Raw genomic sequence first — 26,457 nt, forward strand, 5'->3', positions numbered from 1 at the left:
TAGCTCGATTACGTCGCTGTCCACTTCGACCTCGACCGGCATCAATTCGCTGTCCACCGGCCTCAGCTCGACCGATAGCACGGTGACTTCGCTGTCGACTTCCGCGTCGACGGGCCTGTCGTCGGCGAATAGCTCCATCACGTCGTTGTCCACTTCGACCTCGACCGGCATCAACTCGCTGTCCACCGGCCTCAGCTCGACCAATAGCTCGGTGACTTCGCTTTCGACCTCCACGTCGACCGGCCTCTCGTCGGCCAATAGCTCGATCACGTCGTTGTCCACCTCGACCTCGACCGGCTTGTCGTCGGCTAACAGTTCGATCACGTCACTGTCCACCTCGACCTCGACGGGTCTCTCGTCGGCCAACAGCTCGATCACGTCGCTGTCGACTTCGACGTCAACGGGTCTGTCGTCCGCGAATAGCTCGATCACCTCGCTGTCAACTTCGACCTCGACCGGCCTCTCATCGGCCAACAGCTCGATCGATTCGCTGTCGACTTCCACGTCGACGGGTCTGTCGTCGGCCAATAGCTCGATCACGTCGCTGTCGACCTCGACTTCGACGGGCCTGTCGTCGGCTAACAGCTCGATCACGTCGCTGTCGACCTCGACTTCGACGGGTCTGTCGTCGGCAAATAGCTCGATCACGTCGCTGTCCACGTCGACTTCGACGGGCATCAACTCGCTGTCGACCGGCCTGAGCTCGACCAACAGCTCAGTGTCGTCGCTGTCCACCTCGACCTCGACCGGCCTGTCTTCGGCGAATAGCTCGATAACGTCACTGTCCACTTCGACTTCGACGGGCATCAACTCGCTGTCCACCGGCCTGAGCTCGACCAACAGCTCGGTGACTTCGCTGTCGACCTCCACGTCGACCGGCCTGTCCTCGGCCAACAGCTCGATCACTTCGCTGTCCACTTCGACCTCGACCGGCATCACCTCGCTGTCGACCGGCCTGAGCTCGACCGACAGCACGATCCTGTCGCTGTCCACGTCGACGTCGACCGGCATCGGCTCGCTGTCCACCGGCCTGAGCTCGACGAACAGCTCGGTGTCGTCGCTGTCGACCTCGACCTCGACCGCGATCAACGCCGCGAAGACGCACTACTACAGCGTCAACGACAACGGCGTGCAGCAAAGCAACTACGCCAACGACGGCGCGACGGGCACCAACGCCCTCGCCGCAGGTGTCAACGCCAGCGCGGCAGGCGCAAGCAGCGTCGCGGTCGGCGACGGCTCGAACGCGCAATCGGCAGGCGCGGTCGCGATCGGCCAGAACGCATCGGCAACGGGCGGCAAGGCCGTGTCGATCGGCTCCGGCAACACCGCAACCGGCGACGGCGCGGTAGCGATCGGCGATCCGAGCGTCGCGACCGGCACCGGCGCGGTAGCGATGGGCGCGAACGACACGGCGACCGGCAACGGCGCAGTGGCGCTCGGCAACGCGAACACCGCAAACGGCGCCAGCGCACTCGCACTCGGAAGCTCGAACCAGGCCACCGCGGACAACACGATCGCGCTGGGCAACCAGTCCACGGCCAGCGCCACCGGCGCACAAGCCTACGGCTCGGGCGCCAAGGCCACGGCCGCCGACGCGCTCGCCTTCGGCACGAACGCGCAAGCCAACGTCGCCAACTCGATCGCGCTCGGTGCGAACTCGGTCACGGGTGCCGCGAACCCGACGTCGAGCGCCACGATCGGCGGCGCCACGTACTTCTTCGCGGGCAGCTCGCCGGTCGGCGTGGTCAGCGTCGGTGACGCAACCACGGGCGCCACGCGCCAGATCACGAACGTCGCGGCCGGCCGGATCTCGGCCAGCAGCACGGACGCGATCAACGGCAGCCAGCTCAACGCGACGAACAACGCGGTCACCGCGCTGTCGACGTCCACCGCGTCGAACGTCGCGTCGCTGTCGACCGGCATCAACTCGCTGTCCACGGGTCTCAGCTCGACGAACAGCAACCTCACGTCGCTGTCCACGTCGACCTCGACCGCGATCAGCTCGCTGTCGACAGGCCTCAGCGCGACGAACAGCAACGTGTCGTCGCTGTCCACGTCGACATCGACCGGCATCGGTTCGCTGTCCACCGGCCTGAGCACGACGAACAGCAACGTGGCCTCGCTGTCGACCGGCGTGACGAACATCAACAACCAGTTGAACCAGCTGTCGACGACGATCAACAACAACCAGACGCGTGCGGTGAACAACAACGGCATCGCCGCCGACATGAACGGTACCGGCAGCGATCACCCGACCGTCACCGCCGGCTCGAACTCGGTGGCGATCGGCTCGAATTCGACGGACGGCGGCCGCCAGAACGTCGTCTCGGTCGGCAGCGACACGCAGCAGCGCCAGATCGTGAACGTCGCGCCGGGTACGCAAGGCACCGACGCAGTGAACGTGAACCAGCTGACGCAGGTGCAGACGACGCTGTCGACGGCTCTGTCGGGCCAGCAGGCGCAGATCAACTCGCTGGGTTCGCAACTGCAGCAGACCGACCAGATGGCGAAGCAGGGTATCGCGGCCGTCGGCGCGATGGCGTCGATCCCGCAGCTCGATCGCGACGCCAACTTCGGCATGGGTGTCGGCACGTCGACCTTCCTCGGCCAGAAGGCGATGGCGGTCAACATGCAGGCCCGCATCACGGAGAACCTGAAGGCGTCGATCAACGGCGGCTTCAGCGGCGGTCAGAAGGTGATCGGCGCCGGCATGCTGTACCAATGGAAATAACGCGTCGCGCCGCCAGGCCGCCCGGCTCGCCAGCCGGCCGGCCCGCGGCGGCCCCGACGGCAGGACGAGCCGGCCGCGCAGCCCGCGGCCGGCTTCTGTCAACTCAAGCTTTGAGGACGTAACCGTGAACAAACTCGCTTTTGCGCTCGCGCTTTCCGCAATGGCCCTCGCCGCGTGCTCGACCGCATCCGGCCCGACCTTCAGCGCCTCCGAACTGCAGTCGCGCGACGGCATGCGCACGTTCCAGGTGGACTGCCACGGCCTGCTGTCCGGCCCGCAGACCTGCATGAAGGCCGCCCGCAAGATCTGCGGCGACCAGCCGGTGCGTGCCGTCGACTCGGCCCGCGCGCTGCGCGACACATCCGATCCCGCGACGCTGGTCTTCCAGTGCGGCGCCGCGCCGGCCGAAGCGGCTGCGGCCTCGGCCGCCGAACCGGCACCTGCCGCCGTCGAACGCGTGAACCTGTCGGGCGACGCGCTGTTCGCGACCGACCACGCGACGCTCGCACCGACCGCGCGCGAATCGCTCGACCGGCTGCTGAGCGAGCGCGCGGACCGCACGTACTCGCAGGTGACGATCACCGGCTTTACGGATACGGTGGGCAGCGACGACTACAACCTTGCGCTGTCGAAGCGCCGTGCCGAATCCGTCGCCGCCTATCTGAAGGCGCACGGGCTGAAGGCCGACACGCTGACGGTCACGGGCCGCGGCAAGGCCGATCCGGTCGCGTCCAACGCGACGCCCGAAGGCCGTGCCAGCAACCGCCGCGTCGAAATCACGCTGCAGCACTGAGCGGGCGACCGCCGCGCGCGGCGGCCGATCCGGCAGGCCGCCAGCGCCGCGCCGGACATCCGCCGATCAACGCGGGCGCCGCTGCGCCGGCGCCCCGTTTCCGCTGGCCGCCGGCTATGTCAAAGTTCGTCACGTCCCTCCACAAACCGGCGATTTCCGTGCCACAATCGCCGCAGACAGTCGCCGGGGCAGCCTGCCCGAATCGCACGCCGTGCCAGGCGTGCCCGACGACACGCCGGAATCCGGCTGCCGCCCTCGCGAACCACGTCGCCCGATTCGCGTGCCGCGGCGCACCGGCGCGAATGCAACCATGACAATCCACGGCGCGCCGCTTCCGGGCCAGACGCTCGACGCCATGCCCGGACGCACGACGCCGCAGAGGAAACCAACCGGTGACGGACATCAATGAAGCCGCCTCGGGCGGCACCCGCAAGCAACGGCCGGCCGTCGGCATCTCGCTGTTTGCGCGGGACGGCCAGGCGATCTGGGAAAACGGCATTCACCAGAACATCGCGTTCCTCGCGATGATGCTCAAGCGCTCGGATCGCGTCGGCCCCGTCTATTTCCTGAACGGCGGCGACGCCAACGCACTGCCGGCCGGCCTCGAACTCGACGGCCTCGACATCCCGCTCGTGAATCCCGCCGACGTCACGCACGAACTCGACGTCGTGATCGAAATGGGCGCGCAGTTGCCGGTCGAATGGCTCAGGCACATGAAGGCGCTCGGCAAGAAAATCGCCGCGTTCTTCTGCGGGCACGTGTATGCCGGCCTGTGCGAAACCCCGATCTTCGAAAAACCGTCGGGGCATATCTTCAACGGCGCGCCGTTCGACGAAGTGTGGCTGCTGCCGCAATACGACAAGACCGCGGCGCCGATGCTGCAGACCATCCTGCGCGCGCCGGTGCACCTGATGCCGCACATCTGGTCGCCGTACTTTCTCGATCGCCGCATCGCCGCGCTGGCGAGCGAAGGCGCGACGTTCGGCTATCGGCCCGGCCGCCGCCCGTGGCGCCTGGCGATGCTCGAGCCGAACATCTCGGTCGTCAAGTCCTGCCACTACCCGATGCTCGCGTGCGACGAGTTCTACCGCGCGCGGCCGGACGCGGTGCAACACATGTTCGTCGTCAACGCGATGCACATGAAGGAGCATCCGACCTTCGTGCACTTCGCGAACAGCCTCGATCTCGTACGCCAGCACAAGGCGACCTTCGAACCGCGCATCGACCTGCCGGGCTTCATGGCGCGCCATGCGGACGCGGTCGTGTCGCACCACTGGGAAAACGGGCAGAACTACCTGTATTACGACGTGCTGCACGGCGGCTATCCGCTGATCCACAACTCGACGCTGCTCGGCGACGCCGGCTATTACTACCCGGATTTCGACTCGGCCGCGGGCGGCCGCGCGCTGCTCGAAGCGTGGCTGCATCACGACGAACGCCTCGACGACTACCGTGCGAAGGCCGGCCGGCTGCTGCAGTCGGTCTCGATCGACAACCCCGCGAACCTCGACGCGTTCGTCTCGCGTCTGGTCGCCTGAACCGGAGCATACGCATGTCGGACTCCAATGCCCGTCAAGCGCCCGGCGAGGGCAAGCGTCTCGTCGTCGGCGTGTCGCTGTTCGTGCGCGGCGCCGGCCAGTCGCTGTGGGAAAACGGCATCTTCCAGAACTGCCTGCTGCTGATCCTGCTGCTGCGCCAGTCGCCGCTCGTCGCGGAAGCCGTGATGGTGAACGGCGGCGAACAGGTCGCCGATCCGCAGATGATGCTCGGCGAATGGGACGTGCCGCTGCTGTCGATGGACGAAGCACTGCAACGCTGCGACGTGCTGATCGAAATGAGCGCGCAGTTCGGCGCGGACTACCTGCGCGCGTTCCGCGAGCGCGGCGGCAAGGTCGTCACGATGCGGGTCGGCAACGACTACGTGATCGACATCGAACGCGCGATGTTCAACAAGCCGTCGGGCTTCCTGTTCTCGGGCGCGCCGTACGACGCGGTGTGGACGATTCCCGAATTCGAGCGCTCGTGCCTGCACTATTACCAGACGGGGCTGCGTGCACCGGTCACGATCGTCCCGCACATCTGGCACCCGATGCTGTTCGACAAGGCGCGCGCGACGCTCGGCGCCGGTTTGTCGTACGGCTATCGGCCCGGCAAGCCGCGCTGGCGCGTGACGATGTTCGAGCCGAACATCTGCATGGTGAAGACGAGCATCATCCCGATGCTGGTCACGGAAGAGGCATACCGCGCCGATCCGAAATTCCTCGAGTTCGTGCGCGTGTGCAACACGATCCACATCAAGGAGCACGCAACCTTCGTCCACTTCGCGAAGAGCCTCGACATCGTGAACCATGGCATCACGACGTTCGAAAGCCGCTATGCGGTGTACGAGTTCATGGCCGCGTACGGCGATGCGGTGGTGTCGCACACGTGGGAAAACGCGCAGAACTACCTGTACTACGAACTGCTGTACGGCGACTATCCGCTGATCCACAACTCGCCGTTCCTCGGCAAGGCCGGGTATTTCTACCCGGACTTCGACTGCCAGGCCGGCGGCCGCGCGCTGCTGCAGGCATTTGCCGAGCATGACGCGAACCTGGAAGCCTACCGCGAGCAATCGAAGCACGTGCTCAGCTCGGTCAGCATCTATAACCCCGAGAACGTCGCCGCCTACACGGACGCGATCGCCACCCTCTATCGCGACGCATGACGCGCCGCCCTTTCCGGACCCCGACATGAACGCACGCACGCCCCTCACCCGGGCCAAATGGATGATCGGCTGCGCCGTCGCTTCGATCGCGATCGGCGCGCACGCGCAATCCGCAGGCGAATCGGCCGACTCGCTGCTTCGCGACTCGGACGCAGTGTTCAAGCAGCTCGACGCCGGCCAGTACGGCGCGGTGTGGAGCGACGCCGCCGCGTTCGTGAAGGCGCGCATCAAGCAGGACCAGTTCGCGGCCGACATGCAGCATGCGCGCCAGTCCGTCGGTGCGGTCAGCCATCGCGGCTGGGCGCAGATCACGCGCATCCGCTACACGAACGCATCGGCGATGCCCGACGGGATCTACGCGAACGTCGACTATGCAACCACGCTGACGAGCGGTGCAACCGTGTACGAGAAGCTGAGCTTTCGCCTCGACGACGACGGCCGCTGGCATCTGACGGGCTACGTGCCGCGCCAGTCGCAAGGCGCCGTGCAGTAAGCCGCGCACCGCCCGCCTCACGGAGCCGCTATGAAACTCAATGTCGCGATAACGATGAACGTGCAGCGCGACGCGACGCAGTCGATCTGGTACAACGGCGCGAACCAGCATTGCGTGTACCTGTACATGCTGCTGAAGCAGTCGCCGCTGATCGGCGAGGTCTGGCTCGCGCACGACGACGGCGTCACCGACTATCCGCAGGCGCTGATGATGGACGCGTTCGGCGACGCGCTGCGGCCGCTGTCGTCGGTCGTCCACCAGACCGACCTGTTGATCGAGATGAACGCGTTCATCGACCCGTCGCACACGGACGTCGTGCGCCGGCGCGGCGGCAAGTGCGTGTCGTACCGCTTCGGCAACGACTACGTGATCGCGGTCGAGACGATCAACTTCGAGAAGAACGACTGGCGGCCGAACCCGCACCGCGTGCAGTTCGACGAGATCTGGACCAACCCGCAGCACATGCATACTTGCGCGGCCTATTTCCAGGCCGTGTATCGCGCGCCGGTGATCGAGCTGCCGCACATCTGGTCGCCGTATTTCATCGAGCGCAGCCTCGGCGCGGACCCCGAACTGAAGGCCCGCTTCGGCTACCGGAATCGCGGCCCGGCAAAGCGCATCGCGTTCTTCGAACCGAACCTGAACGTCGTGAAGAGTTCGATCGTGCCGATGCTCGCCGCGAACGCGTGCTACGTCGAGCATCCGGAGCTCGTCGAGCACGTGTACATGACCAACACGTTCGACAAGAAGGAGAACGTCGCCTTCAAGCATCTCGCGCTCGGGCTCGAGATGGTGCGCGACGGCAAGGCGACGGCCGACGTGCGCGCGCCGTTCGTCGCGTGGGCCGCGCATCACACCGACATCGTCGTGTCGCATCACTGGGAAAACGGCCTCAACTACCTGCTGTACGACGCGCTGTACGGCAACTACCCGCTCGTGCACAACTCGCCGTTCCTGCGCGACGTCGGCTACTACTATCCGGACTTCGAGATCTTCGACGCGGCGCGCGCGATCACGACCGCCGCGCAAACGCACGACGCGCGGCTCGACGACTATGCGGCGGCCGCCCGCCGCTGCCTGCACCAGGTCGACACGCTCGCCGAACACAACGTCCGCGCGTATTCCGCGCAGATCCAGCAGTTGTTCGCCGGCCGCGCGCCCGGCTGACCGCATTCGCGCACGCCCCTGCCCATACGACGCGATCGACCGCGCGATGGCGCTCGTGCTCGGCGGCGTCGGAATGGATCGATCGATTTGTTGAGCGTCCGGGCGGCAGGCTGATCGCGCCCGGACGATGTCGAAGCCGGCCGCATGCCGGCCCGTACACACTCCGGATGCGCTACACCAGCACCCGAGCGCCGCTTTGCGCGGCGAATGCGCGGCCATGCCGCCGCCCCGTACGAGCGAGCATGGCGAAGCAACGGGCCGCCGGCCGGCTTGCGCCGCCGGATTGCTTCACGAGACTGTCGGACACGCCGCGCGCGATCGCCGAATCGTCGCCGCACGCGCCCGCGATGACGCCCGCGTAATAGTGCCGCGCCGCCAGCTCGCGGCCGTTGGCGTCGAGCGGCGTCATCCGCCGAATGCGGCGCGCGACCGCCTTCAGGCCGTCGAGATACGGTGCAACGTCGATCGGCACATCGGTCGATTCGGCACCCAGTTGCCACAGCATGTCGGCCAGCTCGGCGAGCGCGACCAGGTCGCGCGCATCGGTCGCCTGCGTGCCCGTTCCGCCTCCAGTCTTCGTCTCCGCCATGCCCACGTCCCTTTGCGATTCATCCCGGCTACGCGCCGGCCCCAACCGACTCCGGCGCGCATCACGCATGCCGCCCGCCTGTTCCCGCGCCGTCACGCGGCGGCCGGCGGCCGCCATGTAAAACGAATGCCCTGCGCCCATGCGACGCCGGCATCCACGATGATCTGCCGGTCGATCTCGTTCTCCACGCCTTCGACGACGACGTGCCGCGCGCCTTCATGCGCGAACGCGATCAGCCTGCGGAACTGGTAGCGCCCGATCGCGTTGCGCTTGATCATCGACAGGACCGACCGGTCGAGCTTCACGATGTCGGGATTGCCGACCACCAGATTGTTCAAGGCGCTGAAGCCGACGCCGAAATCGTCGATCGCGATCCGGCATCCGGCCTGCCGGAAGCGGTTCACGAACGACCGGCCCGCGACGGGATTCAGCGGCCCCGTCTCCGTGATCTCGACCACCAGCCGCGCCGCAACCGACGGCTCGCGCTCGAGCCGCCTGAAAATCGCGAGCCACGCATCGTCGACGACCGCGCTCGCCGCCGCGACGTTGCATCCGTAGACGGCGCCCGGATCGGCGCGCAGCCCGTCGATCGTCCGGCTCACCACGAGCCGGTCGAACCAGCGCATCAGCCCGAGCGCCTCGAGGCGCGGCAGGAACGCGACCGGCGGCAGCACATCGCGCTCGCCCCAGCGCAACCGAGCCAGGCATTCGTGGTACAGCACGCCGCCCGACAGGTCGGATCGGCACACCGGCTCGTGCGCGAACCCGAGCCGGCTTTCCACGAAACTGCGTACCGACGCGAGGTCGGGATGATCGTCGGGGGCGCCGAACACGAGATCGATTTCGTCACGATTCGCTTCCCGATTCGCCTCCAGGCGAGCTTCGACCGCATTCATCCGGCGCTCCGGCAAATGGCGAGCCGCCGAAGACGGCTCGACCTCAACAAACATGCGGAGCGAACCGACCATGACGCGCTCCGCCGCCTACCCGGCCCATCCTGTTATGTCGATCTTTTCCGGGAGCGTACTTATCGCTTCGGCGCGCCGTCAAATTCGATATTTTCAATGATATTCAGCTACTGGAAATACAACATGTACGCACGACACCGACAGTGCGACAGGTTACACAACGCAAATGACGGAAACCCAATCCGGAAACCGCTTGTCTTTTTCGTCGAAACAACTTCATCCGAATCGATTTTCCGCGATATGCCAGCCTCTAAAATCGGGAATTGCTCAATTGATCAGATAAATGCCGGTGCGATGAAGCGCCGCCCGCACTCGATGCCAAGCCAACCGCCGTGGCCAGTGGTCCGGGCCATCACCCGCTGAAAACCGCCGCCGCGCGATCATTCGATCGTCGCAACATGCAATTTTCCATTTTCAGACGAAATTATTTAATTTCAAAACAGAATCAAACCGCCTCGAATCAATAATATCAATTTTAATTATATGATGATTATATATCGAAACAAATTTAACAATCTTTCCGACTTGTTAACCTATAAACTTGTTTTCGACGGACTTCCCTCGGAGCCGTCAAATTCGTGCCTTCAAAAACCGTCGACCCGAACGGGTTCGACGGTTTCTTTTTTAAGAGCATTAATTCGTCAGACATCAGGGTGGGACAACCGCCGGTGGCGGCCCGCGGCGCAGCGGGCAAGCGCGTCGAAAAAAACGGCCTTATGCGGCCGTCGCACCGATCAGGTTCGCGAGCAGCGCATCGTATTCGGCGACGAGTGCGGGATTCGCCGACGTATAGCGGCCGAGGATGTCGCGCTGGCGCCGCGTGTACGCTTCCCAGTCGTCGTCATGCGTATGCAGCGCGCGCAGCAGCGCATCGGCGCCCTGCTGCACGTCGTTGTCCGGATAGTAGTAGCCGAGATCCGGCGCGAGGCTCGCGTTGTGCACAAGCGGATAGCCCTGCCAGCACACGTCGAAATAGAAATAGTTGAGCGGGTTCGACCATTGATGCGACACGACGATATCGGTCAGGTCGGCCAGGAACAGCGGCGTATCGAAGCGCCCGACGAAGCTCGCCTTGCCCGCGCGCACGATGTCCAGGTAATTCATCAGCATCACGAACTCGGGGCTGTCGTGCGCGAGGCGATCGGCGTTCGTCACGTGCGTGAAGCAGATCGCATCGGGGTCGCGGCGATACGCCTCGTCGATGATCAGCATCGGATACACGCAGAACTTCACGACGTTGTGGTTCGGCTCCATTACCGTCAGTCGCTTGCCTGGCTCGCTGCGCGGCCGGTATTCGCCGTGCTCCGGCAGCGATTGCGCGCGTGCGCTCAGGAACATCGGATCCCACACGAACGGCACGACGCGCCCCGGGCAGCGGCGCAGCGACTGCAGGAACGGCAGCGACGACGGCGCGATCTGCGGGATCGCCCACACTTCGTCATAGCCGCGGTTGATGAAGAGCGAATCCCACAGCCGCCGGCCGAACAGCATCGACTCCATCGCGTTGATGTACTCGACGCCGCAGCAATAGCTGACGAGCTTCGCACCGTGCGCTTTCAGGTAGGCCGTCTGCTCGCCGTCGATCTGCCCGCCGAGCTCGATCACCACGTCGAGAGAATCCTTCATGTCGGCGAACGCGCGGGTATCGTACACGGCGCGATCCCACGGCAGCGCGTCGGTAAGCGGCACGTCGGTCGTGTTGACCAGCGTCACGCGGTAGCCGTGCGGCGACGCCATCAGCAGCTTCGCGAGAAACAGCGCGTTCTGCTTGATGCCGTTGATCCACAGGCTTTCGTCGGGGGCACGCAATCCGATCGTGATACCGATGCGCAGGCCGTTCAGGACAGGAGACGTCATCGTCGGCGGGATGGGAGGTTGGATGGGAATGGAATGAACGCAGTGTAGCGCGCGAAGCGCCGCCCACGTCAAGCTGAGGCGGCAACCGGGCATTCTAGCGAATCGCCGGCAGGCACACTGTCATGGATGGTTAGACCGGTTTTGGAAAGTACTGGGAACACGCAAATCCGCGAAACGGTTATGCGATACTCCGGCGACCAGCCGCACCACCGGAGTTGTCGGGGGTACCGGCACTCAAACGGACAAGACACGACCTCGCCGCAACGCTATTGGAAAAGAGGCTGACAGAATGGAACGCGACGCCGCGCAAGCCTTCCGGGCAATCCATGACGAACCGAGGCGGCACGCACGGAAAAGCGTGCCCGGCCGCGATTCGGCGCTGAAAAACACCCCGTGTATCACGCGTCGTCACCCACGTCCCGAGCGTCGGAGCGCACGATGATCGTCCTCAGCCATTTCAGTCACGACGCGCCCGCCAGCCTCGAGAATCACTGGCAGTACGCGCACACGCACGGGTATCGTCACGAGTTCGTCGACGCGTCCGCGATGCCGCAGGCGCTGCCATTGCGGCCGCTGCATCGCTACGAATCGCTGCTCCATGTGCTGCGCGGCGCGCAGCCCGACGAACTCGTGCTGCTGCTCAGCGAAGACGCGGCGATCATCGAACCCGTCGCGCTGGATCGCCTGATGACCGGGCGCGACATGCTGTTCGTCGACGCGTTCGCACCGCCGCTGCCGCAAGTCGACGTGCAGATCTGGCGCAACACGGCAGCCGTGCGCGCGATCGCGATGGGGCTCGTGCAGCGGTGCAAGCTCGGCAGCGAGCCGCGGCTGACGTCGGAGGCCGCGCTGTTCGCGGATCTCGACACGCATCGCTACATGACGCAGATCGACGGGCTGTATCCGGTCATGCCGGCCAGCCCCAACCTCGATCCGATGTGGAGCCGCGAACCGACGTTCGCGATCAGCATCGACGACACGCCGCACGATCCCGAACGGAAAGGCGCGACGCCCCGTTTCCGCGATACGCTCGTCGCATACGTCAATCGATGCCGTGCCGCCGGCCGGCCGATGTTCTCGTTCGATCACGACGCAGCAGATGCACCGGACGAATCTGCCGAGCGCAGCACCTACAATCCCGGCCGCCCGATTGCGTTGATGACGCTCTACACACCGAACATCGGCAGCTATGCGCGCATCGCCGAACGGAATTTCCGGCGCTACTGCGACGCGCACGGCTACACGCTCTACGTGCATCGCGACATCCCCGCCGAGATCGGACTGAACGCGACCGGTAACTGGTTCAAGCCCTGGCTGCTGCATGCGTACCTGCAGCACCATGAATGGGTCGTGTGGCTCGACGCCGACGTGCTGATCGCGGACCAGCAGAAGGCGCTGGAGCCGCTGCTCGAAGGGCGCGACTGGCTGCTCGCGCAGGATATCGGCCAGTGGGCGTTCAACTCGGGCGTGATGGCGTTCCGCCGCACCGAACGCAACGACGCGATGCTGCGCGACATGATGGCTACGATCGCCGCGCTGCAGGACAGGTCGAGCGTCTACGCCAGCGATGGCGACCAGCTGCATTTCATTCGCGCGATGGAGCGTGACGGGCAGTTGCACGGCGAAGGCGTGGCCGATTTCGTCAGCTTCAACACGCCCTGGTTGTTTCGCCGCGCGGACAGCCATATCGTGCATTACTACGGGATGTGGTCCGCGATGCGCGCGCTGATGATGGCGCACGACGACGGGCTGCTGCCCTGACGCCACCACCTCGACATCGACATCGCAAGTGCGTGCGCCGGCCGGATTCAACCGGCCGGCGGCGCACGCCGCTTGCCGTCAGATCGCCGTGATCGTCGGCGCCACGGCGGCCGGATCGGTGATGCTGGCCTTGCCGGTTTCGACGTGCCCCGCGATGCGGCGCATCCAGCCTGCATTCCCCGCAACCGCGAACTGCAGGTCGTACCAGTGGCTGCTGCACGACAGATCCCAGTGCGCCTCGACGCGCTGCCCCGCTGGAATCGTCAGCGTGCGCGCCGCCCCGCCGTACGCGACATCGGTCGCCGTGACCGTCAGCGCGCTGCTGTCCGCATTGGCGAACGTCACGTAAACGTCGCCGTTCGCGGCGTCGTAGCACGCGGTGATTTCAGGCTTCGCGGCGGCGTCCGCGGCAGCGGACCCCGCAAAGCGCCGGAAATAGCCGTTCGGGCCCCAGACGCTCACCAGGTAGTTGCCGTTCGCGTCGAGCGCCCACGTATCGGTCAACTGCTTGCCCGCTTCGACTGTGTAGCGGCGCGGCATCGCGGTGGCGTCGCCCGTATAGACCCAGAAGTGCGCGCCTTGCGTGCCGGTATTCGCGAACGTCAGCGCGTAGCCTTGCGCGCCGAGCTGGCCGGTGACGTGCAGTTCGTACGGCAGCGCGCGCGCCGGCCGCGTGCCGGGTTCCTGCGCGGTCACGACCTGCTGCGCGGTGCTGGCCGGCGCGGTCTGCGACGACGCACGCGAGCATTGCAGGTCCGCCTGCGCGACATACGCCTGCGTGCTCGGCAAGGTCGGCAGCGTCGCATCCGGTTTCGAGAAGTCGAGCGCCGACGTCAGGTCGCCGCAGATCGCGCGGCGCCACGGCGAGATGTTCGTTTCCATCACGCCGAAGCGCTTCTCGATGAATTGCAGCACCGACGTGTGATCGAAGACCTGCGAGCAGACGAAGCCGCCCTTCGACCACGGCGACACGACGAACATCGGCACGCGCGGGCCGAGGCCGTACGGAAGGTTGTCGGCGGTATACGTGCCGGTCTGCGTCGAGGTCACGACGTTGTGCCGCTCGAGCGACACGTCCACGGTGCTCATGCCGGAGCCCGGCAGCGTCGGCGCCTGCGGCGGCACGACATGGTCGAAGAAGCCGTCGTTCTCGTCGTACATGACGAGCAGGACGGTCTTGCTCCACACGTCCGGATTGGACGTCAGCGCGTCGAGGATCGTCGACAGGTAGTAGGCGCCGTACAGCGGCGTGAACTTCGGGTGTTCCGAATACGCGGCGGGCGGCAGCAGCCACGATACCTGCGGCAGCGCGTTCGCCTGCACGTCGGCTTTCAGTTGCGTGATCGGGCGCGTGCTCATTCCGCGCGTCTGCAGCGACGAACCGGCCGGCGCATTCACGAAGTTGTCGAAGCACGCCAGCATGTTCGTGCCGTAGTTGCCGGTGAAGTTGTCGAACCCGGTACCCTGCTGGTAGACCTGCCACGAGATGCCGGCCTGTTCGAGCCGCTCCGGGTAGGTCGTCCAACTGAAGGGCGGCAACTTGATCTTGTCGAACTGGTTGTCGATGTAGTCGGTGTTGTCGAGCAGCGGGCCGCCGCCCGTGCCGAGCGGATCGACCATGCCCGTCATCAGGTACATGCGGTTCGGGTGCGTGTTGCCCGGGATCGAGCAGAAGTAGTTGTCGCACACCGTGAACGCATCCGCGAGCGCGTAGTGGAACGGGATGTCGTCGCGGACGTGGTAGCCCATCGTCATGTTGGACTTCTGCACCGCCCATTGGTCCGCGCGGCCGTTGTCGATCGCGCCGTGCGTCGTCGCCCACGTATGCGGCAGGCCGCCGATGCACTGCGCGTTCACGCCCGGGTTGGTCGTGTCGTAGCGGAACGGCGCGATCACGCCCGCCTTGTCCTCCTGCCGCGGCTGGAACCAGACCGGCTTGCCGTTCGGCAGCGTGACCGGGAAGCGGTCGTTATAGCCGCGCACGCCGCTCAGGTGCCCGAGGTAGTGGTCGAACGAGCGGTTTTCCTGCATGAACACGACGATGTGCTGAACATCCTGGATCGTGCCCGTCACGGTATTCGGCTCGATCGCGAGCGCCTTGCGGATCGATTCGGGAAGCAGTGCGGTGGCGGCGGTCGCGCCGGCGAGGCCGGCGGAGAACTTCAGAAAATCGCGTCGCGAATGAGTGGCCATGCTGGTTGCTCTCGATTGGATTTCTGGTTGGAACGACCGGTATCAGGAAGCGGGCGACGATGCGGGCGCGGTGAAACCCGGCGGGCAGCGCATCTGCGCGGTGGCGACGGCGGCGCCACCGCAGGCGGCCTTCTGCTGCGCGACGGGCGCAGGGTCTGCATTCAGGTCGTCGCCGCAGGCGCTGAGGAGTGCTATCAGCGCGACCAGGCCGGCGACCGCGAAAGGCCGTAGGGCCGACGTTCGCATAACGTATCTCCGTGGACGTGATGAAGTGACACGGACGCGAACCCGCGTCGGTCATATCGACGGCGAGATGCTATGTTCGACTTGTTACACGACGGTGTCGAGTGGAGATGGACGTGCGGCGGGAGGGTATGGCGCAACGGGCCACGCGTTCGACGGAAGTATGGATTTCGCCGGCAAAACGTAATTCGATCGAAAGATTCGTGCGGCGCCGGCGTGTCGACGCAATCGAGGCAGTACCTGTCGCAACCACCTGCGTGCTGTGATTCGCGAAGCGGTTTTCACGGGCCGGCAGCCGCCGGCCCGCGCACAGCGAAAGCGTCGATCAGCCTTCCGCCATCATCAGCAACTGCGCGCCATCCGCGACCTGGTCGCCGACGCCGTACAGCACTTCCGCGACAATGCCCGCGCCCGGCGCGCCGATCGTGTGCTCCATCTTCATCGCTTCCATCACGATCAGCGGCGTGCCGGCTTCGACCTTCTGGCCCGGTTCGACCAGCACCGCGATCACCTTGCCGGGCATCGGCGCGGTCAAACGCCCGCCGCCCTGTTCGGCGTCGCCCGCATGCGCGAGCAGGTTGCGCCATTCGAACGTCTCGGCCGCGCCCTGCGTGAACACATGGAACGTGTCGCCGTCCGCATACACGCGGCCGCTGCTGCGCACGCCGCCGAGCGTCACATCGAAATCGAGCGGCGTTGCGCCGCGCGTCCACGCGAACGGCTGTGGGGCCGCGTCGCCGGACGCGATGCGCGCAACGGCGCCGTCGTCTTCGTACGCGACGGTCACGTCAGCGTCGCGATCGACCGCATGCCATTCGAGCGTGCGACGATAACCGCCGTTCAGTCGCCAGTCCGGCAGCGCGCCCCATGGCGATGCACCCGGTGCGGCCGGGCCGCGTTCGCGCGCGAGCAGCGCCGCGCAAGCGAGCGCGAGCGTCGCGCGCGGCGGCTGTTGCGGTGCGAACAGCGCGTCGTGGTTGCGCTCGATCAGGCCCGTATCGAGGTCGGCCGTCGCGAACGGCTCGCACGCGACGATCCGCTGCAGGAACGCGGCGTTCGTGTGCAGGCCGACCACCTCGCACGCGCGCAGCGCGTGCAGCATCAGGCCCAGCGCTGCCGTGCGGTCCGCGCCATGGACGATCAGCTTCGCGATCATCGGATCGTAGAACGGCGTGATCGCATCGCCTTCGCGCACGCCGCTGTCGACGCGCACCGCTGCGCCGATGTCGAACTCGACGCCCTCCGGCAGCCGCAGGTGCTTCAGCGTGCCCGTGGACGGCAGGAAGCCGCGCGCGGGGTTCTCCGCGTAAAGGCGTGCCTCGAGCGCGTGACCCTGCACGCGCAGTTCGTCCTGCTTCAGCGGCAGCGGCTCGCCGGACGCGACGCGCAGTTGCCATTCGACGAGATCGAGCCCGGTGACCATCTCGGTGACCGGATGCTCGACCTGCAGGCGCGTGTTCATTTCCATGAAGTAGAACGCGTCGCCCGTCATGATGAATTCGACGGTGCCCGCGCCGACATAACCGACCGCGCGCGCGGCCGCGACGGCCGCCTCGCCCATCGCGCGGCGCACGTCGTCGTGCAGGCCCGGCGCCGGCGCTTCCTCGAGCACCTTCTGATGACGGCGCTGCACCGAGCAGTCGCGGTCGAACAGGTAGACGGTATTGCCGTGCGTGTCGCCGAACACCTGCACTTCGACGTGGCGCGGGCGCGTCAGGTATTTCTCGATCAGCACGCGGTCGTTGCCGAAACTGCTCGCGGCCTCGCGCTGGCACGACGCGAGCGCCGCAGGAAAATCGTCGGAGCGCTCGACCACGCGCATCCCCTTGCCGCCGCCGCCCGCGCTGGCCTTCAGCAGCACCGGATAGCCGATCTCGTCGGCTTCGCGATGCAGGTTGCCCGCGTCCTGGTCGTCGCCGTGATAGCCGGGCACGAGCGGCACGGCGGCCGCGTGCATCAGCGCCTTCGCGGCGGCCTTCGACCCCATCGCCGCGATCGCGTCGACCGGCGGCCCGATGAACGCGATGCCGGCCGCTTCGCACGCATGCGCGAAATCTTCGTTCTCCGACAGGAAGCCGTAGCCGGGGTGGATCGCCTGCGCGCCGGTCGCGCGCGCGGCTTCGATGATGCGCTCGATGCGCAGATAGCTGTCCGCGGCCGCCGAGCCGCCGATATGCACGGCTTCGTCGCATGCGGCAACGTGCTTCGCGTTCGCATCGGCGTCGGAATAGACGGCGACGCTCGCGATCCCGAGACGTTTGCACGTCGCGGCGACGCGGCACGCGATTTCGCCGCGGTTGGCGATCAGAATCTTGTCGAACATGGCTTCGGTTTCGTCCGGAAAGGGTAGGTCACGACGACGTCATTCACGCCACGACGGCGTGCGTTTCTCGAGGAAGGCCGCGATCCCTTCGCGCGCTTCCGCGCCTGCGCGGGTGCGCGCGATCCAGTCGGCGGTCTGCTCGATCAGCGTCGCGTCGAGCGCGCGGCCGGCGACATCGGCGACGAGCCGCTTGCACGCACGCACCGCGTCGGGGCCGTTCGCGACGAGCGTCGCGGCCAGCTTCGCGACCGTTTCGTCGAGCGCGTTGGCCGGCACCGCGTCGTGAATGAAGCCGAGCGATGCGGCGCGCGCGCTGTCGAATACCTCGGCCGTCGTGAAGTAGCGGCGCGCCGCGCGCTCGCCCATCGCGCGTACGACGTACGGTGCGATCGTCGCAGGAATCAGCCCGAGCCGCGCTTCGGACAGGCAGAACTTCACGCCGTCGGCGGCGATCGCAATATCGGCCGCCGCGACGAGGCCCACGCCGCCCGCGTACGCGTCGCCATGCACGCGCGCGATCACCGGCTTGCCGCAGCGGTGGATCGCCTCGAGCATCCGCGCGAGCTTGCGCGCATCGGCACGGTTCTCGTCGTCCGAGTAACCCGCCATCTTCTTCATCCAGTTCAGGTCCGCGCCCGCGCAGAACGCGGTGCCTTCCGCCGCGAGCACGATCGCGCGCACGCCTTCGTGCGCATCGAGCCATTCGAACGCGGTGGTCAGCTCGGCGATCGTCGTCTCGTTGAACGCGTTGCGCACGTCGGGACGCGCGAGCGTGACGGTCGCGACGCGGTTTGCTTCGGCTACCTTGATGGTTTCGTATCGCATCGTCCGCTCCTTGCTCGTTACATCCGGAACACGCCGAAGCGCGTATCGTCGATCGGCGCGTTCATCGATGCGGCAAGACCGAGCCCGAGCACGTCGCGTGTCTGCGCGGGATCGATCACGCCGTCGTCCCACAGCCGCGCGCTCGCGTAATACGGATGGCCCTGGCGCTCGTACTGGTCGCGGATCGGCTGCTTGAACGCTTCCTCTTCGTCGGTCGACCACTCGCCGCCCTTCGCCTCGATGCCGTCGCGGCGAACGGTCGCGAGCACCGACGCGGCCTGCTCGCCGCCCATCACCGAGATGCGCGCGTTCGGCCACATCCACAGGAAGCGCGGCCCGAATGCGCGGCCGCACATCCCGTAATTGCCGGCACCGAACGAGCCGCCGATGATCACGGTGAACTTCGGCACCTTCGCGTTCGACACGGCCGTCACCATCTTCGCGCCGTGCCGCGCGATGCCTTCATTTTCGTACTTGCGCCCGACCATGAAGCCCGTGATGTTCTGCAGGAACACGAGCGGGATCTTGCGCTGGCAGCACAGCTCGATGAAATGCGCGCCCTTCACCGCCGATTCGGAAAACAGGATGCCGTTGTTCGCGACGATCCCGACCGGATGGCCCCAGATGTGCGCGAAGCCCGTGACGAGCGTCGTGCCGAAGCGCGCCTTGAATTCGTCGAACTCGGAATCGTCGACGATGCGCGCGATCACCTCGCGCACGTCGAACGGCTTGCGCGTATCGACGGGAATCACGCCGTACAGGCTCTTCGCGTCGTAGCGCGGCGGCTTCGGCTCGCGCAGCGCCACCGGCGACGCGATCTTCGGTGCGAGATGATCGACGATGTTGCGCGCGATCGACAGCGCATGCGCGTCGTTCTGCGCGAGATGATCGGCCACGCCCGACAGGCGCGTGTGCACGTCGCCGCCGCCGAGATCCTCGGCGCTCACTTCCTCGCCGGTCGCGGCCTTCACGAGCGGCGGCCCGCCGAGGAAAATCGTGCCCTGATCCTTCACGATGATCGACTCGTCGCTCATCGCGGGCACATACGCGCCGCCCGCCGTGCACGAGCCCATCACGACCGCGATCTGCGCGATTCCCGCGGCCGACATCGTCGCCTGGTTGAAGAAGATGCGGCCGAAGTGGTCGCGATCGGGGAATACGTCGTCCTGGTTCGGCAGGTTCGCGCCGCCCGAATCGACGAGGTACACGCACGGCAGCCGGTTTTCCGCGGCGATTTCCTGCGCGCGCACGTGCTTCTTCACGGTCATCGGGTAGTAGGTGCCGCCCTTGACCGTCGCGTCGTTGCACACGATCACGCACTCGCGGCCCGCGATCCGGCCGATCCCGGTGATGACGCCCGCGCCCGGCGCGTCGTCGTTGTACATGCCGTTCGCCGCGAGCTGCGACAGCTCGAGAAACGGCGCGCCCGGATCGAGCAGTTGCGCGATGCGCTCGCGCGGCAGCAGCTTGCCGCGCGACAGGTGCTTGTCGCGCGCGGCCTGGCCACCGCCCTGCGCGAGCCGTTCGATCTTCGCGCGCAGGTCGGCGACAACCGCCTCGAGCGCCGCGGTGTTCGCGCGGAAGTCTTCCGAACGCGGGTTCAGTCTGGATTCGATGATCGGCATCGACGGGGCTCCGTTCGCGTGACGTGGGGCGTTACATCGTTTCCGCGAACAGCTCGCGGCCGATCAGCATCCGGCGGATCTCGCTCGTGCCGGCGCCGATTTCATAGAGCTTCGCATCACGCCACAGGCGGCCGACCGGGTATTCGTTGATGTAGCCGTTGCCGCCGAGGATCTGGATCGCCTCGCCGGCCATCCACGTCGCCTTCTCGGCCGTATAGAGGATCACGCCCGCGCAGTCCTTGCGCACCTGGCGGATGTGGTCGCTGCCCGCCGAGTCGAGATGGCGGCCGACCGCGTACAGATACGCGCGGCACGCCTGGAACGTGGTGTACATGTCGGCGACCTTGCCCTGGATCAGCTGGAATTCGCCGATCGCCTGGCCGAACTGCTTGCGGTCGTGGATATACGGCACGACCGCGTCGAGGCATGCGGCCATGATGCCCGTCGGGCCGCCCGACAGCACCGCGCGCTCGTAGTCGAGGCCGCTCATCAGCACCTTCACGCCGCCGTTGAGCTGGCCGAGGATGTTCTCCTCCGGCACCTCGACGTCCTGGAACACGAGCTCGCCCGTGTGCGAGCCGCGCATGCCGAGCTTGTCGAGCTTCTGCGCGACCGAGAAGCCCTTCATCCCCTTCTCGACGATGAACGCGGTGATGCCGCGCGCATTCGCTTCGACGTCCGTCTTCGCGTAGACGACGAGCGTGTCGCAATCGGGGCCGTTGGTGATCCACATCTTCGTGCCGTTCAGCACGTAGCGGTCGCCGCGCTTGTCGGCGCGCAGCTTCATGCTGACGACGTCGGAGCCGGCATTCGGTTCGCTCATCGCGAGCGCGCCGATGTGTTCGCCCGACACGAGCTTCGGCAGGTATTTCTGCTTTTGCGCTTCGGTGCCGTTGCGGTGAATCTGGTTCACGCACAGGTTCGAGTGCGCGCCGTACGACAGGCCGATCGACGCCGATGCGCGCGAGATCTCCTCCATCGCGACCATGTGCGCGGTGTAGCCCATGTTCGCGCCGCCGTATTCCTCGGCGACCGTCATGCCGAGCACGCCGAGATCGCCGAACTTCTTCCACAGATCCATCGGAAACTGGTCGGTGCGGTCGACCTCCGCCGCGCGCGGCGTGATTTCCTTCGCCGCGAACGTCGCGACGGCATCGCGCAGCATCTCGATGTCTTCACCGAGCATGAATTGCACGCCGGGCAGGTTGATCATGTCTCCTCCGTCTCCAGAAAGTGTGTCGCACGCACCGATTTCTGAGTTTCGCTCAAATCGAATGAATGCGTCGATTCATTGACCAATACAGCGGAAATTTTGCACAGTTTCGCGCCTCGCCCGGTTCTGCGTCAATAGTTTTTTGAGTGACACTCAGATATCATGCCGACATGACAGCCGCTACCGCCGACACCATGACCGCCACCGTCAAAGCCGACCGCGCCGACACGCCGCGCGCGCCCGCCGGGCGCAAATCCCAGCAGCGCGTGCAGGACATCCTGCGCGCCGGTCGTGAAGTGTTTGCCGAAAAAGGCTACGAGCATGCGACGGCCGCCGAGATCGCGCAGCGCGTCGGGGTATCCGAGGCGACGGTGTTCAGCTACTTCCGCGGCAAGCGCGAGCTGTGCGCGCGCGTCATCGCGGATTGGTATGACGAAATCATCGCCGCGTTCGAGCACGGGATGCCGCAGGATGCGTCGGTGCAGCAGCAGTTCGCGTTCATCGTGCGCACCCACCTGCGGCTGATGCTCGTGAACGGCACGGGGCTGTGCGCGCTGGTGCTGTCGGAAGGCCGTGCGAAGCAGCATGCGCTGAGCGACGAGCTCACCGCGCTGCAGCGCCGCTATACGGCGCCGCTGATGGACGTGCTCGCGCGCGGCCAGGCGGCCGGGCAGGTTCGCGCGGACCTGCCGCTGAGCCTGCTGCGCTCGATGGTGTTCGGGCCGATCGAGCACGTGCTGTGGGATGCGATCCTCGGACACCGCAAGCTCGATACGGAAACGATGGCCACGCAGCTGGTCGACATGCTGTGGGCCGCCGTGCAGCCGCCCGCGCCGGAACAGGCGGCGCTCGTGCGCTTCAGGAACGAGGTCGCGGAAGCGGTGCGGCGGCTGGAAGGGGAAGCGTCACGCCCGTAATGCAGGCAGGCGGCGCGAAGCTGCTGCCGCCTTGCCGCATCTGCTCTTCCATCGGCGGAAATCAGCCGCTACGACTCCTCGCCGACCCGCAGCGGCGCGCGGCTCTGCTCGTTGTTCAAATGGACGAACTTGCGCAACAGGCGCATCAGTTCCTGCGAATCGTCCTCGCCCATGCCGTCGAGCAGGCCTGCACGCAGTTCCTTCACCGACGGAATCAGGTGCGTGAGCAGTTCGACGCCCGCCGGCGTCAGCAGCAAGCGCCGCTGACGCCGCGGCAGCACTTCGCGGACGATCAATCCTTTCGCTTCGAGCCGGACCGCGAGGTCCGCGGTCGTCGACGTGTCGAGCGCCACCCGCTGCGCGAGCGTCACCTGATCGAGCCCCGGACACTCGTACAGCATCCGCAGGACCGCGTACTGTACCGGCGTCACGTCCCGGCCCAGCTTCTCGTAGAACATCGCAACCGCGATCTGATGCGCGCGCCGGATCAGGTGCCCGGGTTCGTCGTACAGATCGAGCGGGAAAACCGGTGCGTCGGCGGGATTCGTTTTTTCCATGAATGAGTCGATGACATAGGCGGCGCACGCTGTTGCGTGCGCTCACGGCATGGCGCTGCCTCGCGCCATTTCCCGGGAAAACCAGTATACCGCTCGCCTTGCCCCGGCCAATCTCGATGAGTACACTGAATCTCATTCAGCACACTGAATGAATAACTGCCGCGTACCAGCGGCGCCGCCCCGAAGGAGACGATGAACGTGTTTCTCAAGAACGCTTGGTATGTGGCGTGCACGCCCGATGAAATCGACGGCAAGCCGCTGGGCCGCAGGATTTGCAACGAATCGATGGTGTTTTACCGCGCGGCGGACGGCCAGGTCGCCGCGCTCGAGGACTTCTGCCCGCACCGCGGCGCGCCGCTGTCGCTGGGATTCGTGCGCGACGGCGTGCTCGTGTGCGGCTATCACGGGCTGGAAATGGGCTGCAACGGCAAGACAGCCGGCATGCCGGGCCAGCGCGTCGGCGGATTCCCGTCGATCCGCAGCTTCCCGGTAGTCGAGCGGTACGGATTCGTCTGGGTCTGGCCGGGCGATGCGTCCGAAGCCGATCCCGGCAAGCTGCCCGCGCTGTCGTGGGCCGAAGATCCGGCCTGGGCGCACGGCGGCGGCCTGTATCACATCCGTTGCGACTACCGGCTGATGATCGACAACCTGATGGACCTCACGCACGAGACCTACGTGCATGCGACGAGCATCGGCCAGAAGGAAATCGACGAAGCGCCGCCGAAGACGACCAGCCATGGCGACGAAGTCGTCACGAGCCGCTTCATGCAGAACGTGATGCCGCCGCCGTTCTGGAAGATGGCGCTGCGCGGCAACGGCCTCGCCGACGACGTGCCGGTCGACCGCTGGCAGATCTGCCGCTTCACGCCGCCGAGCCACGTGATGATCGAAGTGGGCGTCGCGCATGCGGGCCACGGCGGCTACGACGCGCCGGCCGACCTGAAGGCGTCGTCGATCGTGGTCGACTTCATCACGCCCGAGACGGACACCTCGATCTGGTACTTCTGGGGGATGGCGCGCAACTTCCGGCCCGACGATCACGCGCTGACCGCCGAGATCCGCGAAGGCCAGGGCAAGATCTTCGCCGAGGATCTCGAGATGCTCGAGCGCCAGCAGCTCAATCTCGAGAAGTGGCCGGACCGCAAGCTGCTCAAGCTCAACATCGACGCCGGCGGCGTGCTGTCGCGCAAGGTGATCGAACGGCTGCTCGCCGATGAAAACGCGTCGAACCCGCCGCGGCCCGTGATTCCGCTCGCGCACATCAAGGAGGCGTCATGAGCGCCGCGACGCTGACGGTCCGGGTGGCCCGCAAGTGGCAGGAAGCGCGCGACATCTGCAGCTTCGAATTCGTCAGCGACGACGGTTCGCCATTGCCGCGCTTCGACGCCGGCGCCCATATCGACGTGCATTTGCCGGGCGGGCTCGTGCGCCAGTACTCGCTGTGCAATCACCCGGAACACGGCGATCGCTATCAGATCGCCGTGCTGCGCGATGCCGAGGGCCGCGGCGGGTCGCGCGCCATTCACGACGAAGTCCGGCAAGGCGACACCGTGCGGATCGGCATGCCGCGCAATCAATTCCCGCTCGCCCCCGACGCACCGCACCACCTGTTGCTCGCGGGCGGGATCGGCGTCACGCCGATTCTCTGCATGGCGGAACGGCTGTTTTCGTCCGGCATGCCATTCGACATGCACTACTGCGCGCGTTCGACCGATCGCATGGCCTTCGTCGAGCGGATCAACGCAGCCGGGTTCAACGACCGCGCCCGCTTTCATGTCGACGACGGCGACCCCGCGCAACGCTTCGACCTGGCCTCCGTGCTCGCTGCCGCGCCTGACGGCACGCACCTGTACGTATGCGGCCCGCGCGGCTTCATGGATGCGGTGCTGAACGCAGCGCGCGAGCGCAACTGGGCCGACGAGCGGCTGCACTACGAGTTCTTCGGCGGCGCGGTTGCGACGTCCGGCGCGGATCGCGCGTTCCAGGTGCGGATCGCGAGCAGCGGCAAGGTGATCGACGTGCCGGCCGAATGCACGGTCATCGCGGCGCTGGCGGCCAACGGCGTCGACGTGCTGACGTCGTGCGAGCAAGGCGTATGCGGGACCTGCGTGACGCGCGTGCTGCAAGGCGAGCCCGATCATCGCGATTCGTATCTGACGGAAGCGGAACAAGCGGCCGGCGACCAGTTCATGCCGTGCTGTTCGCGATCCCGAACCGACCTGCTGGTACTCGACCTGTAGACGGACCGCCCGACACGCGGCGGCCAACAACAATACCGGAGACGATCAATGGAGCAAGATGCCCGACCACCGATCAATACTGCCAAGTTCCCGATCGACCGATGGTGGGTCGCCGCGCTGTCATCCGAACTGACGGACAAACCCGTCGCCCGCACCCTGCTCGGCCGCCCGGTCGTCCTGTTCCGGTTGCCGTCCGGGGAAGTCGGCGCGCTGGAGGATCGCTGCTGCCACAAGTCGCTGCCGCTGTCGTGCGGCTCGCTCGAAGCGCGCGGCCTGCGCTGCGGCTACCACGGGCTGCTGTTCGACCGCGGCGGCACATGCGTGGAGATTCCCGGCCAGGACCGGATTCCGTCGAAGGCGTGCGTATCGTCGTATCCGGTGCAGGAACAGGACGCCATCGTGTGGATCTGGATCGGCGCCGACGCGCACGCCCAACCGACCTGCGCGCCGCCGCGCTACGCGTTCCACACGAATCCGCAATACCGGTTCGGCGGCGGCAACTACCATTACGACGCACCGTATCAGCTGATTCACGACAACCTGATGGACCTGAGCCACCTCGGCTATGTCCATCTGAAAACGATCGGCGGCAACGCGTCGCTGCACATGGGCGCGGAAACCCGCGTCAGCACCGACGGCGACACGGTGACGCTGGTCCGCCGGATGCCGGATTCCGCCCCGCCACCGACCTACACCGCCGCCTGGCCGTTCGCGGGCCGCGTCGATCGCTGGCAGGAAATCGAATTCCACGTGTCGCACATCCGGATCTGGACCGGCGCGATGGACGCCGGCACCGGCGACCTGCTCGATCCGGCGCGCGGCGGCTTTCACATGCGCGGCTTCCACGGCATCACGCCCGAGACGGACACCACGACGCACTACTTCTGGACCGTTGCGACCAATCCGCAACACGATGTCGAACGCGTCGCGCAAACGGTCATCGAGCAATCCGCGGCGACGTTCGATGAGGACAAGACCGTGATCGAAGCGCAATACCGGAATCAGATGCGGTTTCCGGGCCGCCACCAGATCGACATTCACGTCGACGCGGGGCCCAATCGCGCACGGCGCGTGATCGAGCGGCTGCTGCTGCAACCCGAACCCGCGTAACCATCGCGCCGGCGCGCGAACGACGCCTGCCGGTCGCGGCGGGCGTTCCCTGGTTGCCCGTCAACCCGCGCATTCGCTTTCGTCCCATTCGCTACTGCCGGCTTCGATTTCATCCTATTCAATTAGGCATACTATTTTTTATGAA

The 26,457-nt window shown here is 66.2% G+C and carries 22 protein-coding genes; 12 read left to right on the plus strand and 10 right to left on the minus strand.

The window, feature by feature from the left end; all coding sequences use genetic code 11:
• From AC3WLY_RS06990 to AC3WLY_RS07015, 6 genes are all read left to right on the plus strand, one after another.
• A partial coding sequence (locus tag AC3WLY_RS06990; protein WP_492332655.1) for a YadA family autotransporter adhesin occupies positions 1-2,731 on the plus strand: 2,731 nt, incomplete at its 5' end.
• A gap of 124 nt (positions 2,732-2,855) precedes the next feature.
• Complete coding sequence (locus AC3WLY_RS06995) at positions 2,856-3,524, plus strand: OmpA family protein (RefSeq protein ID WP_310132098.1); 669 nt, start codon at positions 2,856-2,858, stop codon at positions 3,522-3,524.
• A gap of 392 nt (positions 3,525-3,916) precedes the next feature.
• Entirely contained in the window at positions 3,917-5,062 is a 1,146-nt protein-coding gene (locus AC3WLY_RS07000; RefSeq protein ID WP_204421906.1) for a DUF2827 domain-containing protein, read from the plus strand.
• Positions 5,063-5,076: 14 nt separating this feature from the next.
• Positions 5,077-6,231 (plus strand): DUF2827 domain-containing protein, encoded by a 1,155-nt coding sequence (locus AC3WLY_RS07005; RefSeq protein ID WP_492309954.1) that lies wholly within the window; start codon positions 5,077-5,079, stop codon positions 6,229-6,231.
• 25 nt (positions 6,232-6,256) lie between these two features.
• Complete coding sequence (locus AC3WLY_RS07010; RefSeq protein ID WP_492309955.1) at positions 6,257-6,724, plus strand: DUF4019 domain-containing protein; 468 nt, start codon at positions 6,257-6,259, stop codon at positions 6,722-6,724.
• A 30-nt stretch (positions 6,725-6,754) separates the two neighbouring features.
• The gene (locus tag AC3WLY_RS07015; RefSeq protein WP_310143402.1) at positions 6,755-7,891 is read left to right on the plus strand and encodes a DUF2827 family protein; all 1,137 of its coding nucleotides are present in this window, start codon (positions 6,755-6,757) and stop codon (positions 7,889-7,891) included.
• A 172-nt stretch (positions 7,892-8,063) separates the two neighbouring features.
• Here the strand turns inward: AC3WLY_RS07015 and AC3WLY_RS07020 are convergent, their stop codons facing one another.
• Positions 8,064-8,480 (minus strand): hypothetical protein, encoded by a 417-nt coding sequence (locus tag AC3WLY_RS07020; protein ID WP_492309992.1) that lies wholly within the window; start codon positions 8,478-8,480, stop codon positions 8,064-8,066.
• Between the two features lie 92 nt (positions 8,481-8,572).
• The gene (locus AC3WLY_RS07025; protein ID WP_175962134.1) at positions 8,573-9,376 is read right to left on the minus strand and encodes an EAL domain-containing protein; all 804 of its coding nucleotides are present in this window, start codon (positions 9,374-9,376) and stop codon (positions 8,573-8,575) included.
• On the opposite strand from AC3WLY_RS07025, the gene AC3WLY_RS07030 reads away from it, so the two are divergent.
• A complete protein-coding gene (locus AC3WLY_RS07030; protein WP_492309995.1) occupies positions 9,290-9,811 on the plus strand; it encodes a hypothetical protein in 522 nt (173 codons plus the stop codon). The two genes, AC3WLY_RS07025 and AC3WLY_RS07030, sit on opposite strands and share 87 nt — an antisense overlap.
• A gap of 351 nt (positions 9,812-10,162) precedes the next feature.
• On the opposite strand, the gene AC3WLY_RS07035 is transcribed toward AC3WLY_RS07030, so the two are convergent.
• A complete protein-coding gene (locus AC3WLY_RS07035; protein ID WP_492309956.1) occupies positions 10,163-11,305 on the minus strand; it encodes a DUF2827 domain-containing protein in 1,143 nt (380 codons plus the stop codon).
• Between the two features lie 438 nt (positions 11,306-11,743).
• On the opposite strand from AC3WLY_RS07035, the gene AC3WLY_RS07040 reads away from it, so the two are divergent.
• Positions 11,744-13,066 carry a glycosyltransferase family protein gene (locus AC3WLY_RS07040; protein ID WP_492309957.1) on the plus strand — a complete coding sequence of 441 codons (1,323 nt, stop codon included), beginning with the start codon at positions 11,744-11,746 and terminating at the stop codon, positions 13,064-13,066.
• 78 nt (positions 13,067-13,144) lie between these two features.
• Here the strand turns inward: AC3WLY_RS07040 and AC3WLY_RS07045 are convergent, their stop codons facing one another.
• The 6 genes from AC3WLY_RS07045 to AC3WLY_RS07070 all read right to left on the minus strand — a co-directional run bounded on the left by AC3WLY_RS07045 (position 13,145) and on the right by AC3WLY_RS07070 (position 21,488).
• Positions 13,145-15,259: a phosphocholine-specific phospholipase C gene (locus AC3WLY_RS07045; RefSeq protein WP_492309958.1), complete on the minus strand. Its 2,115-nt coding sequence runs from the start codon at positions 15,257-15,259 to the stop codon at positions 13,145-13,147.
• Between the two features lie 42 nt (positions 15,260-15,301).
• A complete protein-coding gene (locus AC3WLY_RS07050) occupies positions 15,302-15,505 on the minus strand; it encodes a hypothetical protein (protein ID WP_034180863.1) in 204 nt (67 codons plus the stop codon).
• A gap of 322 nt (positions 15,506-15,827) precedes the next feature.
• Positions 15,828-17,825, minus strand: coding sequence for an acetyl/propionyl/methylcrotonyl-CoA carboxylase subunit alpha (locus tag AC3WLY_RS07055; protein ID WP_492309959.1), 1,998 nt, complete (start codon positions 17,823-17,825; stop codon positions 15,828-15,830).
• Positions 17,826-17,864: 39 nt separating this feature from the next.
• Entirely contained in the window at positions 17,865-18,650 is a 786-nt protein-coding gene (locus AC3WLY_RS07060) for an enoyl-CoA hydratase/isomerase family protein (RefSeq protein ID WP_492309960.1), read from the minus strand.
• 17 nt (positions 18,651-18,667) lie between these two features.
• Positions 18,668-20,275, minus strand: coding sequence for a carboxyl transferase domain-containing protein (locus AC3WLY_RS07065; protein WP_492309961.1), 1,608 nt, complete (start codon positions 20,273-20,275; stop codon positions 18,668-18,670).
• 31 nt (positions 20,276-20,306) lie between these two features.
• The gene (locus tag AC3WLY_RS07070) at positions 20,307-21,488 is read right to left on the minus strand and encodes an isovaleryl-CoA dehydrogenase (RefSeq protein ID WP_034180867.1); all 1,182 of its coding nucleotides are present in this window, start codon (positions 21,486-21,488) and stop codon (positions 20,307-20,309) included.
• A 170-nt stretch (positions 21,489-21,658) separates the two neighbouring features.
• Between AC3WLY_RS07070 and AC3WLY_RS07075 the strand changes: the two genes are divergently transcribed.
• Positions 21,659-22,405, plus strand: a complete 747-nt coding sequence (locus AC3WLY_RS07075) for a TetR/AcrR family transcriptional regulator (RefSeq protein ID WP_204421916.1) — start codon at positions 21,659-21,661, stop codon at positions 22,403-22,405.
• A gap of 68 nt (positions 22,406-22,473) precedes the next feature.
• On the opposite strand, the gene AC3WLY_RS07080 is transcribed toward AC3WLY_RS07075, so the two are convergent.
• On the minus strand, positions 22,474-22,962 hold the full coding sequence (locus AC3WLY_RS07080) for a MarR family winged helix-turn-helix transcriptional regulator (RefSeq protein ID WP_492309962.1): 489 nt from the start codon (positions 22,960-22,962) through the stop codon (positions 22,474-22,476).
• A gap of 198 nt (positions 22,963-23,160) precedes the next feature.
• Between AC3WLY_RS07080 and AC3WLY_RS07085 the strand changes: the two genes are divergently transcribed.
• From AC3WLY_RS07085 to AC3WLY_RS07095, 3 genes are read left to right on the plus strand one after another with little or no spacing between them, the layout of a single operon-like run.
• Positions 23,161-24,240 carry a Rieske 2Fe-2S domain-containing protein gene (locus tag AC3WLY_RS07085; protein ID WP_492309993.1) on the plus strand — a complete coding sequence of 360 codons (1,080 nt, stop codon included), beginning with the start codon at positions 23,161-23,163 and terminating at the stop codon, positions 24,238-24,240.
• Complete coding sequence (locus AC3WLY_RS07090; protein WP_492309963.1) at positions 24,237-25,202, plus strand: PDR/VanB family oxidoreductase; 966 nt, start codon at positions 24,237-24,239, stop codon at positions 25,200-25,202. The genes AC3WLY_RS07085 and AC3WLY_RS07090 overlap by 4 nt, the downstream gene beginning before the upstream one ends.
• 48 nt (positions 25,203-25,250) lie before the next feature.
• Entirely contained in the window at positions 25,251-26,312 is a 1,062-nt protein-coding gene (locus AC3WLY_RS07095) for a Rieske 2Fe-2S domain-containing protein (protein WP_492309964.1), read from the plus strand.
• The last annotated feature ends 145 nt before the right edge of the window (positions 26,313-26,457 follow it).

Source organism: Burkholderia sp. FW306-1C-G01B (assembly GCF_058781685.1).

Excerpts from the sequence above, each read along its gene's own strand:
- AC3WLY_RS07065 (WP_492309961.1), bottom strand. The coding sequence starts at position 20,275 with ATGCCGATCATCGAATCCAGACTGAACCCGCGTTCGGAAGACTTCCGC.
- AC3WLY_RS07030 (WP_492309995.1), top strand. The coding sequence starts at position 9,290 with ATGATCGTCGGGGGCGCCGAACACGAGATCGATTTCGTCACGATTCGC.
- AC3WLY_RS07080 (WP_492309962.1), bottom strand. The coding sequence starts at position 22,962 with ATGGAAAAAACGAATCCCGCCGACGCACCGGTTTTCCCGCTCGATCTG.
- AC3WLY_RS07035 (WP_492309956.1), bottom strand. The coding sequence starts at position 11,305 with ATGACGTCTCCTGTCCTGAACGGCCTGCGCATCGGTATCACGATCGGA.
- AC3WLY_RS07095 (WP_492309964.1), top strand. The coding sequence starts at position 25,251 with ATGGAGCAAGATGCCCGACCACCGATCAATACTGCCAAGTTCCCGATC.
- AC3WLY_RS07045 (WP_492309958.1), bottom strand. The coding sequence starts at position 15,259 with ATGGCCACTCATTCGCGACGCGATTTTCTGAAGTTCTCCGCCGGCCTC.
- AC3WLY_RS07055 (WP_492309959.1), bottom strand. The coding sequence starts at position 17,825 with ATGTTCGACAAGATTCTGATCGCCAACCGCGGCGAAATCGCGTGCCGC.
- AC3WLY_RS07090 (WP_492309963.1), top strand. The coding sequence starts at position 24,237 with ATGAGCGCCGCGACGCTGACGGTCCGGGTGGCCCGCAAGTGGCAGGAA.
- AC3WLY_RS07010 (WP_492309955.1), top strand. The coding sequence starts at position 6,257 with ATGAACGCACGCACGCCCCTCACCCGGGCCAAATGGATGATCGGCTGC.
- AC3WLY_RS07005 (WP_492309954.1), top strand. The coding sequence starts at position 5,077 with ATGTCGGACTCCAATGCCCGTCAAGCGCCCGGCGAGGGCAAGCGTCTC.
- AC3WLY_RS07060 (WP_492309960.1), bottom strand. The coding sequence starts at position 18,650 with ATGCGATACGAAACCATCAAGGTAGCCGAAGCAAACCGCGTCGCGACC.
- AC3WLY_RS07020 (WP_492309992.1), bottom strand. The coding sequence starts at position 8,480 with ATGGCGGAGACGAAGACTGGAGGCGGAACGGGCACGCAGGCGACCGAT.
- AC3WLY_RS07050 (WP_034180863.1), bottom strand. The coding sequence starts at position 15,505 with ATGCGAACGTCGGCCCTACGGCCTTTCGCGGTCGCCGGCCTGGTCGCG.
- AC3WLY_RS07070 (WP_034180867.1), bottom strand. The coding sequence starts at position 21,488 with ATGATCAACCTGCCCGGCGTGCAATTCATGCTCGGTGAAGACATCGAG.
- AC3WLY_RS07075 (WP_204421916.1), top strand. The coding sequence starts at position 21,659 with ATGACAGCCGCTACCGCCGACACCATGACCGCCACCGTCAAAGCCGAC.
- AC3WLY_RS07025 (WP_175962134.1), bottom strand. The coding sequence starts at position 9,376 with ATGAATGCGGTCGAAGCTCGCCTGGAGGCGAATCGGGAAGCGAATCGT.
- AC3WLY_RS07015 (WP_310143402.1), top strand. The coding sequence starts at position 6,755 with ATGAAACTCAATGTCGCGATAACGATGAACGTGCAGCGCGACGCGACG.
- AC3WLY_RS07040 (WP_492309957.1), top strand. The coding sequence starts at position 11,744 with ATGATCGTCCTCAGCCATTTCAGTCACGACGCGCCCGCCAGCCTCGAG.